This window comes from Niallia yueguangensis (assembly GCF_052663115.1).
Genome location: NZ_JBQTCX010000020.1, coordinates 57,352 through 77,237, shown reverse-complemented (window position 1 = coordinate 77,237; position 19,886 = coordinate 57,352). Strand labels below are relative to the sequence as shown.

The following is a 19,886-nucleotide window of genomic DNA, read 5'->3' as shown; positions in this document are numbered from 1 at the left end:
CCCCGCAGGCGCAAGCGCCGAGGAGGCTCATCGCACGCCCCACGGAAAGCGAGTATCCTGAAACGGAAAGCAAGCCCCTATTTGTAAGGAATAATGTTTGCAAAAAAACACTCAAAAGGACTATTCAATCACCCTTTTCTAATTGCTCTAAACCAAGTTATGGAAATACATGAAAAGGAATTAATAACTGCGAAGTTTGAGTTATTAATTTAACTTTTTTCATATAAAAGATACCGAAGTAATCATAAAATAGATTAATCCATAAACCATTAATACAAGATATGTGCAAAAAAACAATAGAAAATTGACTCTCCAAAAACCACGGAAAACTTTTTTATAGTTTATCTCTTGTTTTATTTTCCAATGTAAGATAACAAGGATGATGCCAATTAGTAAAATAGTGATCATTATGTAAGATAAATAAGACTTCCCCCAGAGGGCTTCCATTAAAAAATGAACGGAAATTATAAAAAAGAACGTACTAACGTCTAATGCAAGATGAACAGAAAACCGATGCTTTTTTGTCCATTGTTTGCACACAATGAATACAAAAAAATAACATACAATTGGAAACATGATAAAAAAGCTTAAAATAGATGTTGCAAAGGAAATCATGCTCCTCTCCCCTCCTGTTCCTTCTCCTTTCCTTTTATCATAAAATAATACGTTTTTGTTAATAATGCATTTATATGATGGTTTTTCGCTTCCTCCAATAAATATCCTAAAATACTATCAACCTCTGTTGGCCTTTTTTCCTCTAAATCTTTTAACATAGATGATTTATTGTTTGATGTTTGTTTGATGACTTCCAACACATAAGAAAAATACAACTCATTCTCCCGGCTGTTTAACTGCAGGATTTCTGCTATTTCTTCCATAAAATCCTTCATTAAACGAAAATAAAACGGATTTTCTGCTAGTTCCCCATTTTTAATTTGCAGGATGCTAGTTAGGGTATTAACAATACTATTAACGACTAGCTTTTTTTTCATCATGAACAAATAGTCTCGCTCTTTTTTTATCATAAAAGCAGCATCGGACTTTTGCACTAATTCTGTTACAATAGGTTCTAATTGGGAATGCAACGGAGATAGCTTAATGGCACCTACACCTAAATGCTGCACAGTATTTTCATTTATTTTTACCGCTCCATGCTCTATTATCCCTACCATAAAATGATTAGTAGATAGCGTTTGCAATACGTTTAAGTGACTCATCCCATTTTGCAAGAATAACATCCCATTTAACTGCTTAAGATTTTGTTTCACTTTTTCATAAATGGATTCTAGTTGGTATTGTTTAACTGTCACAATCGTTAAATCTTCAGTCCCTGTCCAATTTGAAAACAGTTCAGCATGCACACGAATATTTTCAGTAACCTTGTCTCGTTTATACGAAATTCCTTTTTGTTTTAATAGTTGCAGTTGATTCTCTGATCGTACATATACGGTTACATCATGGGCTTTTGTCAAAAAATAAGCACATAATAACCCTATTGCCCCACCACCAATAATTCCAATCTTCATAAGTGCTCCTCTTATTATAAATTTTTTCCTTATATATGATAGTAATATCTTATCATTAATTGTCGAAATTGTTTATCATTAATATTCAAAAGGGCTACTTCCTACATAAAGGAAATAGTACACTAGCCTTTTATCAACAATTCATAAAAACAGACCCTATTTATCCTTAATGGGAAAAACTTCATTTTTGTCTATAAAAATGAAGCCAAACTAACTTATTGGTGGGATTTTTCATGCGAATAAGTAAATATCGAGGAGATAAACGCGGAGATCACAATATAGCACCTTTTCTTTACAAGTATATTGCTTTCAAAGCATGCAGAGAAGGAATCCGAAGAACAACCAACCTTTAGAGCGATTTCGTGATTCCTTCGTTTAATACAAAAAAAACAATTTCTAAACCTTTTGCTCTTTATCCTCATCCTTTAACACAACCATTTTTCTCGCTTTTTCCATTAGTTCCACTAATGCTTTATACGCTTCCTCTATCCCTTTTAATTCGTTTTGCAGCTTTGTATTTTCTGCTGTTAATTTGATTACTTTTTCTTCTAATGCTATCGTTTTTTCTTTTGTTTCACTTTGATCGCCATTATGTTCTTCCCATTTCATTGCTTTCGTATATACTTCCTTTAAATATAAAAGGACTTCTTCAAAATTATTTGTTCCTTCTCTTTGTTGTACAGATATAGACGCCGTTAATTCTGTTTCAACTGCTTCTGCTAGAACACTTGTTTTTTTCAGTTGTTTTCGTTGTTTTTTTGCCAATTCAATTCCTGATTTATACTGTTTTCTAACAAAAGAATTCCAGCGAAATCCACATGCAGCACTCGTTCTAGATAGTAATTTCCCCACCTCTTCAAAAGCTTGAAGCTGGGTTCCGCCTTCTCTAATTAAGCGTAATACTACTTCTGCTAGCAGGATATCTTCATCTTTTGACCAGGCATCTTGTCTAGTTGTTGTCATCAGCAATTACCTCCTAGTGTTTTTTATTCATACATATGCATCTACTAGAAAAGATAGACTGATATCATGCCGGATTCTTGAAAAAAAAACATATTAACTATATGTAAAAAAAACTAGCTTTTATTTATATACACTTATTTTATCAGATAGGAAAGTTCTTCCTCTGAAATGACTTGTATACCGTTTTGTCGTAGTAAAGCAGTCGTAACACCCATTCCTTTTATTTTTCTTCCTTTAAAATCACCATTGTAAATAAAAGCACTTCCACATGATGGGCTATTTTCTTTTAAAACGACGATGGAAGCCCCGAGTTCTTTGACTATTTTCAGCGTTTTATACGCTCCATCTATATAAGTTTCTGTTACATCTGCCCCACTTAACTCAAGTACTTTCGCTTTTCCCGCTAACACGTCCGCTCCATCTCCCCCTACTATTTCAGCAGGTTCTCTTGGAGTATTAAACCCTCCAAGCAATTCAGGACAAACTGCTATCGCCTTTTTTTCATTAATTAGCTGCTGTACTTTATGATGCAAGCTATGTGTGCCATTATACCGAACCATTAAACCTGCTAAACAAGAACTGACGACAATCACGTAATCTCCCCCTTTTTTAAACGAAAAAAAGCACAGGAGCAAAAGTCCATGTGCTTTTCATCGAAAAGATAATTAGTTGCTAACAACTTCTTTACCTTTGTATGTTCCGCAAGCGCTGCAAACGCGGTGAGCAAGTTTCATTTCACCACAGTTAGGGCATTCTACCATACCAGGCACTTGTAATTTAAAATGTGTACGACGTTTTCTTTTCGCAGTTTTAGATGTTCTTCTAAAAGGTACAGCCATTCTTCCCACCTCCTTAAAGAGTATTAAGAAAGTAATGAGAGCAGAAAATTCTATTCTCAAATGTTTCTTTTGTCTGCCGACGATTAATCGGGCATTCGTTTACTTGTTTTCAAAAAACTTAGCAAGCCCAGCAAGACGAGGATCAACTTTGTCCCGTTTCTCTTGCTCTTGGATAACTTCCCAATCTTTACCCGATTGAGGAGCACCCTCTTCTTTGCTATCTTCACAGAAAACTTGCATAGGCACTTCAAGTAAAAGAATTTCTTGAATGACTGGCATTAAGTCAATCACATCTCCATTTACTTGATGAACTTCCTCTTCATCTGTTTCGTAATCGGAAACCTTCAAGAGAAAAGTTTCTGTTGTTTCAACATTAATTGGATAATCCACGTCTACTAAAGTACGAGAGCAAGGCAATACGAGAGACCCTTCAATTTTCAAATGAAAAGTCACCTTTGTTGAATCAATATCTGTTCGACCAATAATATGCATCGGTGATACATGTCTGATAGTCGGATCAACTGTTTTGATCTCATCTACATTTATTGTTTCATCAATCGGCAATTCCTTACTTCGATATTTTTGTAACTGGCTTAACGTCCATTTCATATATATCACCCCAAGGCAACAAAGGTAATTATAGCTTTCATATAATTATTTGTCAATATTTTTTCTTTACAGTGTTTAGGAAGTATCTAAAAAGGATTTCTTATCTATTTTACTCTAATACATAAGAATTGCAACCACTGTGCTTTGTACTTGCATTTAGCAGGGAAAAGCCCAATGGTCAAAGTCACTCTATCTTCTTCTAGCTTCTTATTCGTACTTATTGTATTCTTTTTTAAGTAGGATTTAGTTCTATTATTTATTTTAATTCCGTTCCTAATACGAACATTTTTTTAGGACAACAGAAAAGGAGAATTTACATGAAGGCTGTTGGCGTTATCGTTGAATACAACCCTTTTCATAATGGTCATTACTATCATATCCAAAAAGCAAAAGAACAAACAGAAGCAGACATTGTCATTGCCATTATGAGTGGTCCATTTTTGCAAAGAGGAGAACCTGCGATTGTATCAAAATGGCATCGAGCAGATATGGCATTAATAAATGGCGTCGACATCGTGCTTGAACTTCCTTATGTTTTTGCTACACAACATGCAGAATTATTTGCAAAAGGAGCTGTATCCTTATTGCATAGTATAAAATGTGATTATTTATGCTTTGGCAGTGAAGCAGGGAATATACAAGCATTTATTAATACATATTCATTAATCCATGAAAAAAAAGCAGAGTATAACGAACTTCTTTTAACATATCTAAAAAAAGGAAACAGCTACCCAAAAGCTGCTTCTCTTTCTTTTCAATCGCTAGTAAAAAAAGACAAGAACGAATACTTAGATTTAACACAACCGAATAATATATTAGGTTATCAATATGTGAAAGCTGTGCTCTCTAAGTCTATTCCTATGCAGTTACATACAATCGCTCGTACTCAAGCTAGTTATCATGATCAGCACTTTCGTTCCGACCATATTGCAAGTGCGACAAGTATTCGCAACGAACTACTCCATAACAATCGTAATTTGGATAATATTCTTCCTTTTGTACCAGCAGAAACTGCCAACTTGTTAACAGACTATCAATTGGAATTTGGCAGCTTTCATCATTGGGAAAATTATTGGAGCCATTTAAAGTATCGTTTATTGTCCATTTCCAAAGAAGATTTATCAGAAATATATGAAGTCGAGGAAGGCTTAGAAAATAGGCTGCTAACTTCTGTCAAAAAAGCGGAATCGTTTAATCAGTTTTTGACAGCTGTAAAAACAAAACGATATACGTGGACAAGACTTCAACGAGTTTGTTTGCATATTTTAACGAATACAAAAAAAAGCGACATGCCAAAAGATCCTGAACCTACTTATCTTCGCTTATTAGGAAGTTCAAAGGCTGGCAGATCTTATTTAAACGAAAAGAAAAAAGAATTGCTTTTACCCCTTGTCAGCAAGCTGTCTGCTTTTCACAACAAGCAGATTGCATTGGATACAAAAGCATCCTCTATTTATTCCCTTGGCGTGCCATTGTCGTATCAGCAAAAGTTAGATCAACTAGAATATAGTCAACCACCTATCATAAAGTGAATCGAATCTTTCATTAGATAGGCTCTTTCCCCATTGATGGTTCCACCTAAAAACTTTGTTTAGGTGGATTTTTTTTATTGTTTTTTTCCCATGTACTAATTAATTTCTTAATATCCTGCAGTTGTTTAATTGTTTCTTTTTCCCCTAATGCAATTATCTTTTCTAAATTGGTAAATGCCTTGCTATTATACATTTCTACATGCGGCCTAATCATAAAGTCACTGGCAACTTCCCTGTTGTTTACCAACTCCATTTGCATAATATCAAGGCTTCTCATAATAACGTCATAGATTGAAGTGATTTCTGTTGTTATTTTTACATTGGCAACATCTACTGCAATAATCAGATCTGCACCCATTTCCTTTACAACCGAAACCGGTATTCGATCAATAACCCCTCCATCTACAAGTAAACGTCCATCGATTTTTTCTGGAACAAATATCCCAGGAATGGAAATACTGGCACGAACAGCTTCAGCTATTGGACCATTTGTAAAAACCACTTTTTCTCCTGATAATAAATCCGCAGCCACTATAGCCACTGGTATGTCTAATTCTTCGATATTTTTTCCAAACGTAAATAAGCGAATTAGTTCTTTTACTTTATTCCCAGCAATAAACCCCATTCTAGGAACAGTAAAATCTAAAAAATATTTTCGTTTAAAAAACTTCGATAAATCATATAGCCGTTCTACATCTAATCCAGCGCCGTAAAGACTAGCAACTATTGCCCCTATACTGCTTCCAGCGATAAAATCAATCGGAATATTTTCTTCTCTTAACACCTTTATTACACCAATATGGGCAAATCCTCTTGCTCCACCTGAACCTAATGCCAATCCAATCCTTGGAGGCTGCATTACGTTAACCCTCCATTCCCTTTATTTATGGCTCTGTTAAAATTGCCTGTTTATTTCCGGTTCGGGAGCCTCCTCGGCGCTGTGCGGAGGTCACTGAAAAAGTGGATGCTATGAAATATAGATAGGGAAAATCAAGTATTTAGAGGTTTTCGTTCGGTTTTCCGAGGCTTACCACACGCTTTCCGCGGGGCGAGCGCCGAGCCTCCTCGTCGCTTTGCTCCTGTGGGGTCTCGTCTTTCTCGCTAATCCCGCAGGAGTCGTGCGGACGCCTCTCCTAACCAACATGATGGTCGTTTTCAAACTCCCTATACCATTTTTATCCTACTAAATATAAGGGTTTTACCTATAATTTATATAATAAAACACTTCTTCAGTGGCTTCGCTGTGCGCCTGTGGGGTCTCCCTTTGACTCGCTTTTCCCGCAGGAGTCTCACGCCTACCGCTCCAATCAACAAAGTATCAAAATTAACAATTAGCTTTAACACAGCCTTATTTATAGAAGTTGTTTGAACACTCACTCATATAATCTTATGGTCTTTTTTTTCATGTTATGAGTATATTGAATGATAAGGGGCTAATGTAGGACGAGATAGTCGATCCCATAATGTCTGATTTGTAGGAGTTTATTTTATATTTACTTTTCTTTTAACTAATCATACTTTTTCCATCTAAAAGGAGGGGTCATTTTTTGAATGGTTCGAAGGTAAAAACCGTTATATTAGCATTATCCGCATCTCTCCTAGCTTTAGCATTAATCTCCTTTCCTGCTGTTGCTGTAGATGCATCCAAAAACGGTCTCAATACTTGGTGGACGATTGTCTTTCCATCCTTGCTTCCTTTTTTAATCTTATCCGAAGTATTAATTGGCTTTGGAGTTGTACGTTTTATAGGGGTTTTATTAGAACCTGTTATGCGTCCGCTTTTTAGAGTTCCTGGTGTAGGCGGCTTTGTGTGGGCAATGGGAATGGTATCTGGTTTTCCAACAGGAGCAAAATTAACCGCTCGTCTTCGCGAAGAAAAGCAATTAACTAAAATTGAAGCGGAAAGACTTGTATCTTTTTCTAATGCTTCTAACCCTATGTTTATTATTGGAGCTGTTTCCGCTTCTTTTTTTCACAATCCAAAATTAGGACTTTTATTAGCATTTTCTCATTATTTAGGAAATTTTACGGTTGGAGTATGCATGCGATTCTACGGGAGAAACGAGCAGCAAAACAAACACGACCGAAAGATAAGGAGACCTTCTATCAGAAAAGCTTTTCAAGAGCTCCATGAAACGAGAATAAAAGATAAACGCCCTCTTGGGAAACTTCTTGGTGATGCTGTTGCCTCTTCCATTCAGTCTTTGTTAATGGTCGGAGGATTTATCATTCTTTTTTCAGTTATTAATCGGCTTCTGTTTCATTTACACATTACATCTTTTTTAGGAAAATTTATCACGATGATTTTGCATGTATTTCGTTTTTCCACTGATTTAAGCATTCCTTTAATAGCGGGTATTTTCGAAATCACACTTGGCAGCAAGTTAACAAGTGATGTAGAAACAGCAGCATTTATGCATCAAGCCATCTTAACCAGCTTTATTTTAGGGTTTAGCGGTTTTAGTGTACAAGCACAAGTCGCAAGCATATTAGCTCAAACAGATATTCGTTTTCAACCTTTTTTCTTTGCAAGAATTTTACAAGCAAGTTTTGCAAGTTTTTATACATTTATAAGTTGGAATTTTTTCACCACTCATTTCTTATCAAAGGAAAATCCCACGATTGCAATTCCTGGTTATATAAAAGGAACTTGGGTAGAAGAAACTTTTGCTAAAATTACAGATGCTGGTCCCATTATCACCATTTTCTGTTTAAGCATTTATGTGTTAATTCTTCTTAGTAGATTACCAAGAAGAGCTTAAGTTCTTTGACTCCACGATCTAACTAAGAAAAGGCAGATTCTAACCTAATAAAGGGGGGGAAGCGGCAATGTCATCAACTTAAGATTCCATAAAATCTTATTAGATTAAACCGTCATAAGATTGTTGTATTAAAACCAACAAATCACTTGACTTTTTAAAAACACCACAATAATCGATTGGGATACCTTTTTTGGTATATCAACGATGTGTGGTGATTTTTTATGGAAATAAGCTTCATATTTAAAAATTCACTGGCGATACAGTTTTATCTATTGAACAGGATTTTTATGCGACAATGTTTCTCGCAAACATGGCCGCACTTGTAAAACAAGAAGCCGATGAAATAATTGCCAAAAAACAGAGGGGAAAGGAGTTGAAATATGAATATACCGCCAATCAACGACTTTTAATAGGAAAGCTGAAAGATAATTTCATTCAATTAATGCTAGAAAAAAGTGTTAGAAGACGTAATAAGCTGTATAAAAAAATACTGAATGAAATTCAAAGGAATCGAGTTCCTATAAAACCAGGTAGGAGTTTTAAGCGTGTGAAAGGATTACGAGCTAATAGAAATGGATTGATTCAAAAGTCCGCTTTTTAAAGGTTTGATTCATGAAAATAGAATGCCAAGGGAGGGTGAAAAAAATTACATTTCATCCGCCCGGGCATCCTATTGCCTTTTTTATGATCCTATTTATGGGATACCCTTTATTTAAAAGAAATACCTCATTTGTTTGGAGAGGTGTCCGCTCGACTCCTACGGGATTAGCGAGACAGACGAGACCCCACAAGAGCAAAGCGACGAGGAGGCTCGGCGCTCGCCCCGTGGAAAGCGAGCGGTAAGCCTCGGAGAACAGAACGGAAACCCTTACCTCCTATTTTGTTGCTTATTTTCCTGTTTTTTGAAGCTTGGATTGATGACATTGGGGTAAGCGGGGCACCATCACTCAATTTTCCCATTAAAATTGGTGAAGCTCCGATCCCTTTTCCATAGAAAAAGAGGGTGACTAAACGAATCCAACTTTTTTAATTAATCGTCCGACTCGTTTAGTCACCTTCTCTTTATGTATTTAGTTGTCTTTGTTCAACAACGAATACTTCCTTTTTAATGCTTGCTCTACTACATTTGGCACCAATTCTGAAATATCTCCATTGTACTTGCTTACTTCTTTTACAATACTTGAACTTAAAAAAGAATATTGATTATTTGTCATAATAAAAAATGTTTCGATTTCATCACTTAACACACGGTTTACCGACGTGATCTGCATTTCATATTCAAAATCAGAAACTGCTCTTAACCCTCGAATAATTGCATTTGCATTAATACTTTTTGCATAATCTATTAATAATCCTTCATAAGAAGTAATCTTTACATTTGGAATATCTTTCGTTACTTCTTTAATTAATTCCAACCTTTCTTTTACCGAGAAAAAGGGCTTTTTACTTGAGTTATTCAAAACACAAATAAATACTTGATCAAAAACCTTTGCCCCTCTTTTTATAATATCGATATGACCATTTGTTATCGGGTCAAAACTCCCGGGACATACTGCAATACTTGCCATAAACTTATTCCTCCAAACCCATTGACAATGTGTAGATTGAAATTGCAATTATTCCATATTTTTCATCCTTTTTTTTACAAAGCCGACCAATTGACTCAGGTAAAATAACCTCAGAACCATGCTCACATACAATCGTACCATCTTTTTCTAATAAATTTTCTTTGTCGATCGTCGTAAGTAAACGTTCTAATTGCTGTTGTTTATACGGGGGGTCTAAAAATATATAGTCAAAGCAGCGTTCTCTTTTTATTAATGCTTTAATCGCACGGTCCGCATCATTACGATACACTTCTGCTTTTTCTTCTAATTTACATGTTGCAAGATTGCTTTTTATAGTGGAAATTGCCTTACCCTCTCTATCAACAAATACAACATTTGATAATCCCCGGCTTAACCCTTCAATTCCAAGTCCTCCGCTCCCTGCAAATAAGTCTAAACCAGATCCGCCATCAAAGTATGGACCAATCATATTAAAAATGGCTTCTTTTACTTTATCCGTTGTTGGTCTTGTAGAATTTCCAGGCACTGCTTTTAAAGAAATCCCTTTATTTATACCAGAAACTACTCTCATCTTTTTATCACCACTAAATTCTTAATTAACTAGCCTTTTTCCTTTCCTATCCTACCATAAACAAAAAAAGGAGCCAACTTTCTTTCCCCTTTGTTAAAGAGATGTTCAAAAATTCCGGGAAAAATAGCTGTCGAATTTCTTCGTCATTTTGTTTATCCGCTCCTCTATCATTTCTTTGCAAAGGAAATAAAAATATCTATTTTAATGTATAAGCGAAATAAAAGCTGGAGATACTTTTATTAACAACATCTATTCGAGGATGTTGTTGCCAACCGCGGAGAAGACTTACGTTTCCCCATAAGTTCTTCCTCCGGTTTCTCCTCTCCCTTTACCTTCTTTCCTATAGAGGATATAGAAGGACCCTGTAAGCAAATGCTTGCAGGTTTTTTTTGTTATAAAAAAAAGCCGGATTAGCTCCAGCATTATATTCCCATCTTATAATCATATTCCTTTGCTTTATCCGGCTTTGAATTTTCAAACTCCAATTTCAGGAAAGGCTTATAGGACGGTTCTACTTTTTTGACGTAAGAATATGTACTTAGTTTTTCCATAACCTGATCTACATCCTCTTGATTTGTATACAACACGACGTATTTTAATCTTTTCGATATATAATGTACATTGCCAAATCTTCTTAACATTTTCGTTTGCTTTAAGGAATACATCCAAACGATAATACCTTGCCGTTGCCCTAACATGCTCTAACCCCTTTTTTAATCCATTATTTTTGATTCTAGCATAAAAAAACTTTTCTTATCGAACATAAAATATATCAGGCAGTCTTCTACATGCTTCGTGTTCCTTTTGTTTTTTACTTAGGCTCTTTTCGTATAGATTGTTGTTATTTAACCCGCATCCTGAATACACTTCGCTTTCCGCGGACGAGTGCCGAGCCTCCTCGTCGCTATGCTGAGGCCACTGAAAAAGTGAATGCTATAAAATATAGGTAGCGACAATCCAAGCAACGCAGAGGTGTTCGGTTTTCCGAGGCTTACCACACGCTTTCCGCGGGGCGAGCGCCGAGCCGCTTCGTCGCTACGCTCCTGCAGGGTCTCGCCTGTCTCGCTAATCCCGCAGGAGTCGTGCGGACGCCTCTCCTAACCAAAATGATGGTCGTTTTCAAACTCTCTATACCATTTTCACCCTAATAAATTTAAGTATTCCACCTATAATTTATCTAATAAAACACTTTTTCAGTGCCGTCGCTATGCTCCTGTGGGGTCTCGTCTTTCTCGCTTTTCTAAGCAGGAGTCTACGTGTATTCAGGCTGCTCAGTGCTTCAACTATGTTTATTATTTTATTCAAAAAACAACAAACTTTTAGAAAACAGCCTTTACTTATCACTATGGCAGCTTATTCTTAAAAATGCGGTTTTTGATTAGGATATAAACATTTTCACATAATAAAATTCAGTAGTGCCAACAAAATAAATGTTAGGATTACAGAACCAAAAATAAAATAACCTATATATTTAATCCCTCTAGGCAAAGATTTTACATTTATACTTTTTGGTTTAACTCCACCTTCCAAATAATTAAATTGTTCGATATCTGAAGGAATGAATACTTTATTTTCATTGGTGTTATTAAATTCCTCACTATATTGTGTTTCATGCACTTTTTTCAAAATACACACCAACTTTCATTTGTTTAAAACAATATCATCCTATTTCATAGCTTTTTTATATTCTTGATTCCATTCTTTTCGATTATTTTCCCAACCTATAAGGAAAATGTCAAATTGTTTATTAAATTTTTCTTGCAAAGAGAAAGTAATTAATTCTAAAATAACCATTATGTATAATTGGAAAAGTTGAATCTTCCATCAAAAGAAGCTACTCCCTTTAAGAGTGAGATAAAAAAAGGCGACGACAGCCAATTAATATGCTTTCGCCACCATCTTTTATTTTAGGCAGAACAACTGCAGCCGCCGCCGCTTCCACATCCACCAGAACTACATCCGGAAAGCTCGTCAAAAAATGGATTTCCTGTTGGAACTTTAATAAATTCCGAAACAGAGCGCCCAATAATGACACTTACTTCATCCAGCAGCTTTTGCAAATTATTTTCTGCTATTTTAAATGCAGCAACATGTGTATCTAAGTCCATGTCTCGTTTTAGTTGTCTAATTTCTATCATCACTTTTTTATATTCAGGATGGTATTTCCCAAAACGCTGGACTTCCTCATATTGCCCTTTCATTTTATTAAAAGCAAATATTTTTTGCTGTGTCTCTTTGTTTGTATTTAAATTGGACAAACAAATACGATATTGTTCTGCAACATCTGATTCTAATATCATGTCAGCAATCGCTTCTGCCTCTTCTACCATCAGCATTATTTCAGTTGTAGCAAGCACGTATTCGTCACCTCCACCTTCATTTTACTTGAAAAGGCTTGGAAAGAAAAGGCTTGTATTTCGAATCTTTATGAAATAACCACTGTAAATTCTTGTCCTAAATGATATGATTCATTTGCTTCATTAACAAGCTCAAGTGAAATTTTATGTTTTCCTGCTTTTAAATTACGCACCACAAATGCTGCTGTATTGTATTCAGCTACTAATAAATCATCCACTTTCAAAACAATTTTCGCCTGGTTTTTTCCACTGTTTTCACGAAAGGATACAGAACTAACTTTACAATCGATATAAACTGCGTTTCCTTTTACAAAATGTTGAACAGAAATTCCTTTATATGAGGAAGCTGGGGATGCTTGTACATGCTGCAATCGCATCAACTGCTGAATCATCCCCTCTTTTTTTGGTTTTACTTCCGGATCTGGAACATCATCCCGACATGCAGATAAAAGAAGCATAACAGGAATACAATAAAACAGTAATTTTTTCAATAAAAACACTCCTGAACATTTTTTCTTAGTATTCGCTGTTGTGCTTCTTTTTACGCAATAATGAACGATTTATTTAGAGGATGTTCAAAAAAGCACCAAATGATAAGCATCGAATCTCTTCGTTGGCTTGCTTCTAATTTATTACCTTTTTGAACACTAATTTTTATCGATTTTGCTTTTGAAACATTTTTAAGAGGACGAATTCATTGCTTGAAACATGCTTATCATCATGGATGCCATCTGTACTCCATTTGAAAACTTCTCTACATGGTGAGGAATTGTTTTTTTATAATATTGTAAGGAAGCAACTTCAAATGATTGCCATTCATTTGGATTCCTATTTAATTCACGATACCATTGGGGCTGTTCTCGAATAAATTGTTGCAATTCTTGATTTTGGGAAATATATTCTTTTATAGAGCGCCTCATAGTAAAACTCCTTCCTTAATCTTTACGAAATGAAAAAGGTCCTGTTGGTTGTTTCTGCCCGCTGTTTTTGGTTGCATTTGTACTTGCAGCACTACCAGGAGCTAATTGAGAAATCACTCCTTGAATAGTTCCTAGTGCTTGACTTAAATTAGCTATATATCCTTGTAGCTGGTTTTGATCCATGTTTTTTAGTGAATTCATAACAGATGACATCGACATCGTTTTATTCGAGTTATCTGCATCCGTAGGTTGATCTGTTGAAGTTTTGCTATCACGAAAATTATCCCACCGAGCATCTTCTTCTCCTAATAAGTACCAGTCTTCATATAATTCCTGCCAAGTGGCTTTTCCGCTTCTTACTTCTTGAATAATTTTCGGATTGCCTTTCACAAAAGTTTTAAACGCTTCTACAGATGGATGAATTTTTTTCTTTTCCATTTATGTTCACCTCTATTTGTTACAGCTGCCTATACTACTATATGACACTATAGTTAAAAATGTGTATTGTGTATTCTATTCATATCCTCTGCCATTTTATACACAGCAGCTCATATGGAAACTCGTCCATCTCAATCATTATAAAAGGCTCTTTTCGTATAGATTGTTGTTATTTTACCCCGCAGCCTGAAAACACTTCGCTTTCCGCGGACGAGCGCCGAGCCGCATCAATGCTATGCTCCTGTGGGGTCTCGTCTTTCTCGCTTTTTCCGCAGGAGTCTACGTGTATTCAGGCTGTTCAGTGCTTTAGCCATATTTATTATTTTATTCAAAAACAACAAACTTTTAGAAAACAGCCTTATAAAAAGAAATAAGAACAGATTCTAACCTAAATAAAGGCGACACTCCGACCTCTTTTCCATAAAAAAACTGCCCTAAATATTTAACCCTTATTCCTTGTTTTCAAGAACTATTGCATTCTCTCAAACAATCGATTAGGTGTAAACTTAAGACAGCTTTTCTACCATTTCTCTATAAAATTTTGCGTGTAATATTTTTTATATACTCCTACTCCCAAATGTGTAAAATCTTTATTCAACAAACAGTCCCGATGACCTTTGCTGTTCAACCAACCTTCTATTACCGCACCTGCATCTGTATAGCCTGCTGCAATGTTTTCACCAGCAACCTGATAAAACACATCGCCTTTTTTTAACCTTGCTTCTAAGTCACCATATTTTTCAGAGGTATGAGAAAAAGTTTTTGTTTCAAACATATCTATACTATGCCCGAGCGCCACTTTTGCTGTTGACTTGTCCCATTGAACTTCGTTTAATTTAAATCGTTTACGCAGAACATTTGTCATATCTAAAATTTGCTGTTCGTTTCCTTTTTCAACCGCTTCAACATCTTCTACTGCTGAAGCTGTTTCAACTAATTCCCCTCTGTACACTAGTTCATATGGCCGAAGCTGTAATAATGTTTTCGCATCCATATACCTTACACTTGATAATGTTCCTGTAAATTTATCAAAATAAAATTGTGCATAAAAATCACCTATACGAATAAGCGGACGATTGTTTATTTCGTCTTCAGATAGTTCAAAGCGATAAGAAGAGCCTTCATAATTTAAGCTAATATTTGTTTCAATCGGCGTTTTTGTATAAATATCGCCTACTTCTTGTCCAATTTTATATGGGGAAATATTAACATTTTCACCGATAGCATAGATCGTAACAACTTTTTGATCATGTACGCCAACTTGAAAATATTCGCTATCCTTTTTATTATAAATCCACCAGTCATAATCATAAGAAGAGGGATCTATCCTCGTGGGCTTTCCGTATTCTTTTTCTAGTTTTTTTACATTCTTACCGAGCAAGCTTCCTAAACCTTCTGCCGGTACCGGTAGGCTTTTATTCACACTGGCAGATTTTTCAGCAAGCGTAGTACTTTCTTTTGCGAGATTTTTTCCATCTCTTATGAGTACATCTGCATTTTCATTTTTATCTGTTATATTCAAATAAAAACCAACAGCAATTAATATAGAAATAATAACTAATATTCTAATAAAAGTTTTCAGAGGCTATCCTCCTCTCTCGTATTATCTCTACTATTATATGTTCATTATAGACTATTTAGTATAACGTTCTAGAAAATTATTTTTAGTAGTGGATAAGAGCATAATGACTTAAAAACCTAAAATAGCTTTTATGACAGATGTTGTTTCTCCCCCACGATAAATTACATATAATAATAAATAGACAGCAACACCTGTTATAGCAGTAAAAAACCAGATAATACTCGTAATTGGTCCAAGTTTGCGATGCTTTGCATACTGTTTTTTATACCCGGTTATTAACATAATAATCCCTAGCACCGCTCCAATAGTTGCCAGGTTAATATGAAATATAAGAAAAATCGTATAATATATTTTTATATCATCTGGACCGCCAAATGACGTGTTGCCGATAAATATAGTTCTGGATGCATAAATGATAAAAAAGATGACTGCAAATATCGCTGCAAACATCATGACTTTTTGATGTGCTTGTATTTTCTTTTTTAAGATTAAATTCCAACCAATTGCGACAAAAACTGCGCTTAACACGATAAAAAACGTACTGATGGTTGGTAAAATTGGCAGTGAAAATTCCATAAACATAACCTCTCAACATTTAATAATTTAATAAGTGAACTTCCTTATATAGAATAAACTTTCATCCACTTGGAATAATAATAGTGAGCTTACCATTCTCTCCCTTTATAAAGTGTTTTTTAAAAAATAGCAAGAAGAACAATGCATTTAGGCATCATTCTTCTTTTATTCTATCGTTTCTAAAAGAGCGTAACAAGGACCATTGCTGCAAACAAAATAGTCATATGTTGAATGGAGTAGACAAACATTGCTGTTGCCCACTTTATTTCATCGTTCTTTTTACTAGCAAAAATTCCTGTTATAATCCAGCCGATATTTAATAAAGTCGCGAGAATTAAAAAAGGAACTCCAAGTGATGTTAATAAAAACGGCAGCGGTATAAGCGCAACAATCCATGCATACGTATGTTTTTTTGTGACATGAAATCCTTTTACTACTGGAAGCATCGGGATTCCTGCTGCTCTATATTCTTCTACTCTTCTGATCGCTAATGCATAAAAATGCGGCGGCTGCCAAACAAACATAATCAAAAATAAACTCCATGCCATTATATCTAAGCTTGGATCAATTGCTGCCCAGCCAATTAACGGCGGAACCGCTCCTGAAAAGCTGCCAATTACAGTATTGGACACAAGTTTTCTTTTCGACCACATCGTGTATACGACAACGTAACTAAAGGCACCAACCAGCGCAATAACTGTTGCTGTAATCGTAGTTAATAATAACAGGGCTGTTCCCAACGCAATAAAACCGAAGCCTAAAATCGCCACTTTCTTTGCATTTATCTTTCCAGTTACAGTCGGTCTTGCTTTTGTCCTTTCCATTAAAGGATCAATATCACGGTCAATATAATTATTTAATGCACAAGATCCAGCAATAATTAAGGCTGACCCAATAAGCGTATAGAAAATAGTATCTATATTTAATAAGAACTTTTCTCCAGAGAAGTGAAGCGCTAGCCACAAACCGGTAAACACTGTAATTAAATTAGAATTAACAATGCCGATTTTAATTAATGCTAAAAAATCCTTCCATGCAGATGTTTCTTGCAAATTTCCCCCATTTATTTGAGCTTCTGAATAAGCCCTTGAATTCGCCATAGTTTTTTCCCTCCCTTTTCTATAAAAACATGGCATTACAAAACAAACAACGAATATTCTCCGGTAAGTCTATTCACTTGTGCCGATTTTCACAATTAACATTATAGGGATGTTAAAAAACATCCCTTCTGTAATTAAACCATATTTTTTATTATTTTTCTCCATCTTTTTTTCAAAAAGTTATCTTCATGAATCAATCATATGGAAATTTTTTGAAACACTTGGATAAATCAACACATGCATAATACTTTCTTACAAAATTTTCAAAAAGACACTCTTATTTAAGAGTTACGTTTTAATATATTTTTACGAATCATCTCTACGATCATCAACAAAAACGGAAGAACTACCGCAAATATAGGAAATATATATTTTAACACAAATTCACCTTGCATAAAGTGATGTTCAATATCTTCCGCCATGAATATAGAGGTTACACAAATGATGACGCCGAGCGGAATGACAAGTTTGTTTTTTGATACGTTGAATAAATCTGCACAACCAATTAAAGCAGCATAGAAAAAAACGGCAACTTTAAAGAAATCATTTATGATTAAACTAACTTCTACAAAAGCATCTAACCGTTGGATAAACCCTCCAACTTGAATCTGCTGCATCATCGATAAAAAAGGAAATATTAACTGTTTTAGTTTGATTAACCCAAGAACAGATATTTCAAGAAAGACGACAGCAGATAAAATAACACCACTACAAATAATAGCCGTTATTCCAATTTTAAAACCTGCTTTTCGATTATTTAAATACGGAAGAATCATCGTAAAACCAATTATTTCTCCAAAAGGAAACATCACTGTTTGCTTATAAACAGAAGAAAATATCGGTTTCCACCCATTTTCTAATATAGGTAATACATGATCAACATCCACTACATTAGAGAGCATCAAAAATAAGGGTGCTAAAGTTCCTGTAAACAAAAAGAATAGGAAATACAATTCTCCAGTTCGAGCCAACACTTCAATTCCCCTGTATAAAGCATAACTAATCACCATCATTAGGATAATGCTAAGAACAGAAATAGGGGTTTCATCATATGAAAGTGCTAATAACTCTACACCATCTCGCAAGTCTCTCGCAGCTCCATATAAAAAAAAGAGAATGTATAATATTGCTATTAGTAATCCGATGTACTTTCCAAAAATAATTCTAACATATCCAGTTAAGAGCAATTGCGGAAAATGACTATAAAGATAAGCATACATACAGAATATCAAGATTCCCCCAACCATGCCAGTTAGTATTGCAATCCAAGCATCTTGTTTTGCATCTAATCCTAAAGGAACCATGATCGCCGTACCTAATTCAAACAAAATGATGAGACAAAATAATTGAAAAGAAGTTATTTTTGCGGATTCCATCATCTCACCTCATTTTCCAAATTTAAATAAGTGATTTTAGGCAGAACAGCTAGCAATAAATTTTATTCTTCCAACTTATCCCTTTATTTTCCGAACAGCCGCTACTCCCAACAATAACAGCGGAACAAAAAATCCGAGCGTTATCGCATGAGGTGTCCATATTTTGAAAACAACGGTAAGGTCATACACAATATCTGGACTGATTACAAGAGAAAGGACAATAAGAATCATCCCTAAAGGGAAGACAAGTATCCGATAATCGTTCAGTTTTAAAGTTTGAGCCAAACTTAAAGTAGACGCATAAAAGCAAACAGTCAGTTTAAAAAATATCGCAATAAACCACATACCAGCCATAATTGCTTCTATCCTTTGCAAAAAATCACCTACATTTATTTTTTTTGCCAAAACATAGCTTGGATATAAATTTCTCGTCGTTAGATCTGCTCCTATCACAAGAATAGCCAGAGCAGTTAATACGATTAGAACCGCTCCCCCAAGCCAAGTTCCTCTTCGAAAAGCCTGCCCAGCTTCTTTTGAGCGATTGACATAGGGGAAAATCATTAAAAAAACAACCAACTCAAGAAAAGGAAAACCAGTAAGAAAAAGGATAGCTCTTAAAATCGGCTTCATTCCATCTTCAAGAACTGGTTGAATATTTTGCAGCTTTATCTGAGGAGAAGTAAAGCAGACAAGAAAAATAAAAAGGACTATAAACCATGGGAATAAAAGTTCTGCTGCACGTGCAAAAGGCTCAATTCCCATGCGCGTTCCCATCATCACAACAATAAGAAAGATTATATGAATAGATTGAATCGGCGTTTCCGGCATGATTTGTGTCGTCATAAAATCTCCTATATTGCGTAGAACTAACGCAGCAAGAAGAAACGGAAAAGTAAAGAACAGTAGAGCAATGACTTTTCCTATCCATTTTCCAAGTATTTTTTCGCTATACTCAACTAACGTCATATCAGAATATCTATTTCCTAGTGTTTGATACAACCACGTTAATAACACCCCTACTACCACTCCAAAAATAGCTGCAAGCCAAGCATCTTGTTTTGATTCAGAAGCAACCATAGATGGGGCCAATAAAAGGGAGCTTCCAGTTGTAAACATAAATACTAATACTGTAAATTGTTTACTTTCAATCTTCCCTTTTTCTAGCAT

General features: G+C 35.2%; 23 protein-coding genes. 3 read left to right on the top strand and 20 right to left on the bottom strand.

Annotation, left to right across the window (positions count from 1 at the left end; genetic code table 11):
- Positions 1-219: 219 nt before the first annotated feature.
- From ACTYA4_RS16875 to ACTYA4_RS16850, 6 genes are all read right to left on the bottom strand, one after another.
- The gene (locus tag ACTYA4_RS16875) at positions 220-615 is read right to left on the bottom strand and encodes a DUF3397 domain-containing protein (protein WP_443482759.1); all 396 of its coding nucleotides are present in this window, start codon (positions 613-615) and stop codon (positions 220-222) included.
- The gene (locus ACTYA4_RS16870; RefSeq protein ID WP_443482760.1) at positions 612-1,526 is read right to left on the bottom strand and encodes a 2-dehydropantoate 2-reductase; all 915 of its coding nucleotides are present in this window, start codon (positions 1,524-1,526) and stop codon (positions 612-614) included. The genes ACTYA4_RS16875 and ACTYA4_RS16870 overlap by 4 nt, the downstream gene beginning before the upstream one ends.
- A 396-nt stretch (positions 1,527-1,922) precedes the next feature.
- The gene (locus ACTYA4_RS16865) at positions 1,923-2,489 is read right to left on the bottom strand and encodes an RsfA family transcriptional regulator (RefSeq protein ID WP_443482761.1); all 567 of its coding nucleotides are present in this window, start codon (positions 2,487-2,489) and stop codon (positions 1,923-1,925) included.
- A 134-nt stretch (positions 2,490-2,623) separates the two neighbouring features.
- Positions 2,624-3,082: a 2-thiouracil desulfurase family protein gene (locus tag ACTYA4_RS16860; protein ID WP_443482762.1), complete on the bottom strand. Its 459-nt coding sequence runs from the start codon at positions 3,080-3,082 to the stop codon at positions 2,624-2,626.
- 72 nt (positions 3,083-3,154) lie between these two features.
- Complete coding sequence (gene rpmF / locus ACTYA4_RS16855) at positions 3,155-3,328, bottom strand: 50S ribosomal protein L32 (protein WP_016200993.1); 174 nt, start codon at positions 3,326-3,328, stop codon at positions 3,155-3,157.
- 99 nt (positions 3,329-3,427) lie between these two features.
- Entirely contained in the window at positions 3,428-3,937 is a 510-nt protein-coding gene (locus ACTYA4_RS16850) for a YceD family protein (protein ID WP_443482763.1), read from the bottom strand.
- Positions 3,938-4,254: 317 nt separating this feature from the next.
- On the opposite strand from ACTYA4_RS16850, the gene ACTYA4_RS16845 reads away from it, so the two are divergent.
- Entirely contained in the window at positions 4,255-5,469 is a 1,215-nt protein-coding gene (locus tag ACTYA4_RS16845; RefSeq protein ID WP_443482764.1) for a nucleotidyltransferase, read from the top strand.
- A 46-nt stretch (positions 5,470-5,515) separates the two neighbouring features.
- Here ACTYA4_RS16845 and ACTYA4_RS16840 read toward each other — a convergent pair whose 3' ends face one another.
- Positions 5,516-6,328 (bottom strand): patatin-like phospholipase family protein, encoded by an 813-nt coding sequence (locus ACTYA4_RS16840; RefSeq protein ID WP_443482765.1) that lies wholly within the window; start codon positions 6,326-6,328, stop codon positions 5,516-5,518.
- A 688-nt stretch (positions 6,329-7,016) separates the two neighbouring features.
- Here ACTYA4_RS16840 and spoVV point away from each other — a divergent pair.
- Positions 7,017-8,231, top strand: coding sequence for a dipicolinic acid transporter SpoVV (spoVV, locus tag ACTYA4_RS16835; RefSeq protein ID WP_443482766.1), 1,215 nt, complete (start codon positions 7,017-7,019; stop codon positions 8,229-8,231).
- Between the two features lie 295 nt (positions 8,232-8,526).
- Positions 8,527-8,832: a hypothetical protein gene (locus ACTYA4_RS16830; protein WP_443482767.1), complete on the top strand. Its 306-nt coding sequence runs from the start codon at positions 8,527-8,529 to the stop codon at positions 8,830-8,832.
- Between the two features lie 469 nt (positions 8,833-9,301).
- Here the strand turns inward: ACTYA4_RS16830 and coaD are convergent, their stop codons facing one another.
- The 13 genes from coaD to ACTYA4_RS16765 form a co-directional block, all read right to left on the bottom strand.
- Complete coding sequence (coaD, locus tag ACTYA4_RS16825; RefSeq protein ID WP_443482768.1) at positions 9,302-9,799, bottom strand: pantetheine-phosphate adenylyltransferase; 498 nt, start codon at positions 9,797-9,799, stop codon at positions 9,302-9,304.
- Positions 9,800-9,803: 4 nt separating this feature from the next.
- On the bottom strand, positions 9,804-10,370 hold the full coding sequence (rsmD, locus tag ACTYA4_RS16820; RefSeq protein ID WP_443482769.1) for a 16S rRNA (guanine(966)-N(2))-methyltransferase RsmD: 567 nt from the start codon (positions 10,368-10,370) through the stop codon (positions 9,804-9,806).
- A 422-nt stretch (positions 10,371-10,792) separates the two neighbouring features.
- Positions 10,793-11,068: a YlbG family protein gene (locus ACTYA4_RS16815; protein WP_443482770.1), complete on the bottom strand. Its 276-nt coding sequence runs from the start codon at positions 11,066-11,068 to the stop codon at positions 10,793-10,795.
- 697 nt (positions 11,069-11,765) lie between these two features.
- Complete coding sequence (locus ACTYA4_RS16810; protein ID WP_443482771.1) at positions 11,766-11,996, bottom strand: hypothetical protein; 231 nt, start codon at positions 11,994-11,996, stop codon at positions 11,766-11,768.
- Between the two features lie 281 nt (positions 11,997-12,277).
- On the bottom strand, positions 12,278-12,727 hold the full coding sequence (locus tag ACTYA4_RS16805) for a YlbF/YmcA family competence regulator (RefSeq protein WP_443482772.1): 450 nt from the start codon (positions 12,725-12,727) through the stop codon (positions 12,278-12,280).
- 68 nt (positions 12,728-12,795) lie between these two features.
- Positions 12,796-13,218: a hypothetical protein gene (locus ACTYA4_RS16800; protein WP_443482773.1), complete on the bottom strand. Its 423-nt coding sequence runs from the start codon at positions 13,216-13,218 to the stop codon at positions 12,796-12,798.
- A gap of 189 nt (positions 13,219-13,407) precedes the next feature.
- On the bottom strand, positions 13,408-13,647 hold the full coding sequence (locus tag ACTYA4_RS16795) for a YlbE-like family protein (RefSeq protein WP_443482774.1): 240 nt from the start codon (positions 13,645-13,647) through the stop codon (positions 13,408-13,410).
- A 15-nt stretch (positions 13,648-13,662) separates the two neighbouring features.
- Positions 13,663-14,085 (bottom strand): YlbD family protein, encoded by a 423-nt coding sequence (locus tag ACTYA4_RS16790; RefSeq protein ID WP_443482775.1) that lies wholly within the window; start codon positions 14,083-14,085, stop codon positions 13,663-13,665.
- Between the two features lie 520 nt (positions 14,086-14,605).
- A complete protein-coding gene (locus tag ACTYA4_RS16785) occupies positions 14,606-15,607 on the bottom strand; it encodes a CAP domain-containing protein (RefSeq protein WP_443482776.1) in 1,002 nt (333 codons plus the stop codon).
- Positions 15,608-15,775: 168 nt separating this feature from the next.
- Positions 15,776-16,243: a DUF420 domain-containing protein gene (locus ACTYA4_RS16780; RefSeq protein ID WP_443482777.1), complete on the bottom strand. Its 468-nt coding sequence runs from the start codon at positions 16,241-16,243 to the stop codon at positions 15,776-15,778.
- Between the two features lie 179 nt (positions 16,244-16,422).
- Complete coding sequence (cyoE, locus tag ACTYA4_RS16775) at positions 16,423-17,343, bottom strand: heme o synthase (protein WP_443482778.1); 921 nt, start codon at positions 17,341-17,343, stop codon at positions 16,423-16,425.
- A 281-nt stretch (positions 17,344-17,624) separates the two neighbouring features.
- A complete protein-coding gene (locus ACTYA4_RS16770) occupies positions 17,625-18,719 on the bottom strand; it encodes a GerAB/ArcD/ProY family transporter (protein WP_443482779.1) in 1,095 nt (364 codons plus the stop codon).
- A gap of 75 nt (positions 18,720-18,794) precedes the next feature.
- Positions 18,795-19,886 (bottom strand): GerAB/ArcD/ProY family transporter, encoded by a 1,092-nt coding sequence (locus ACTYA4_RS16765; protein ID WP_443482780.1) that lies wholly within the window; start codon positions 19,884-19,886, stop codon positions 18,795-18,797.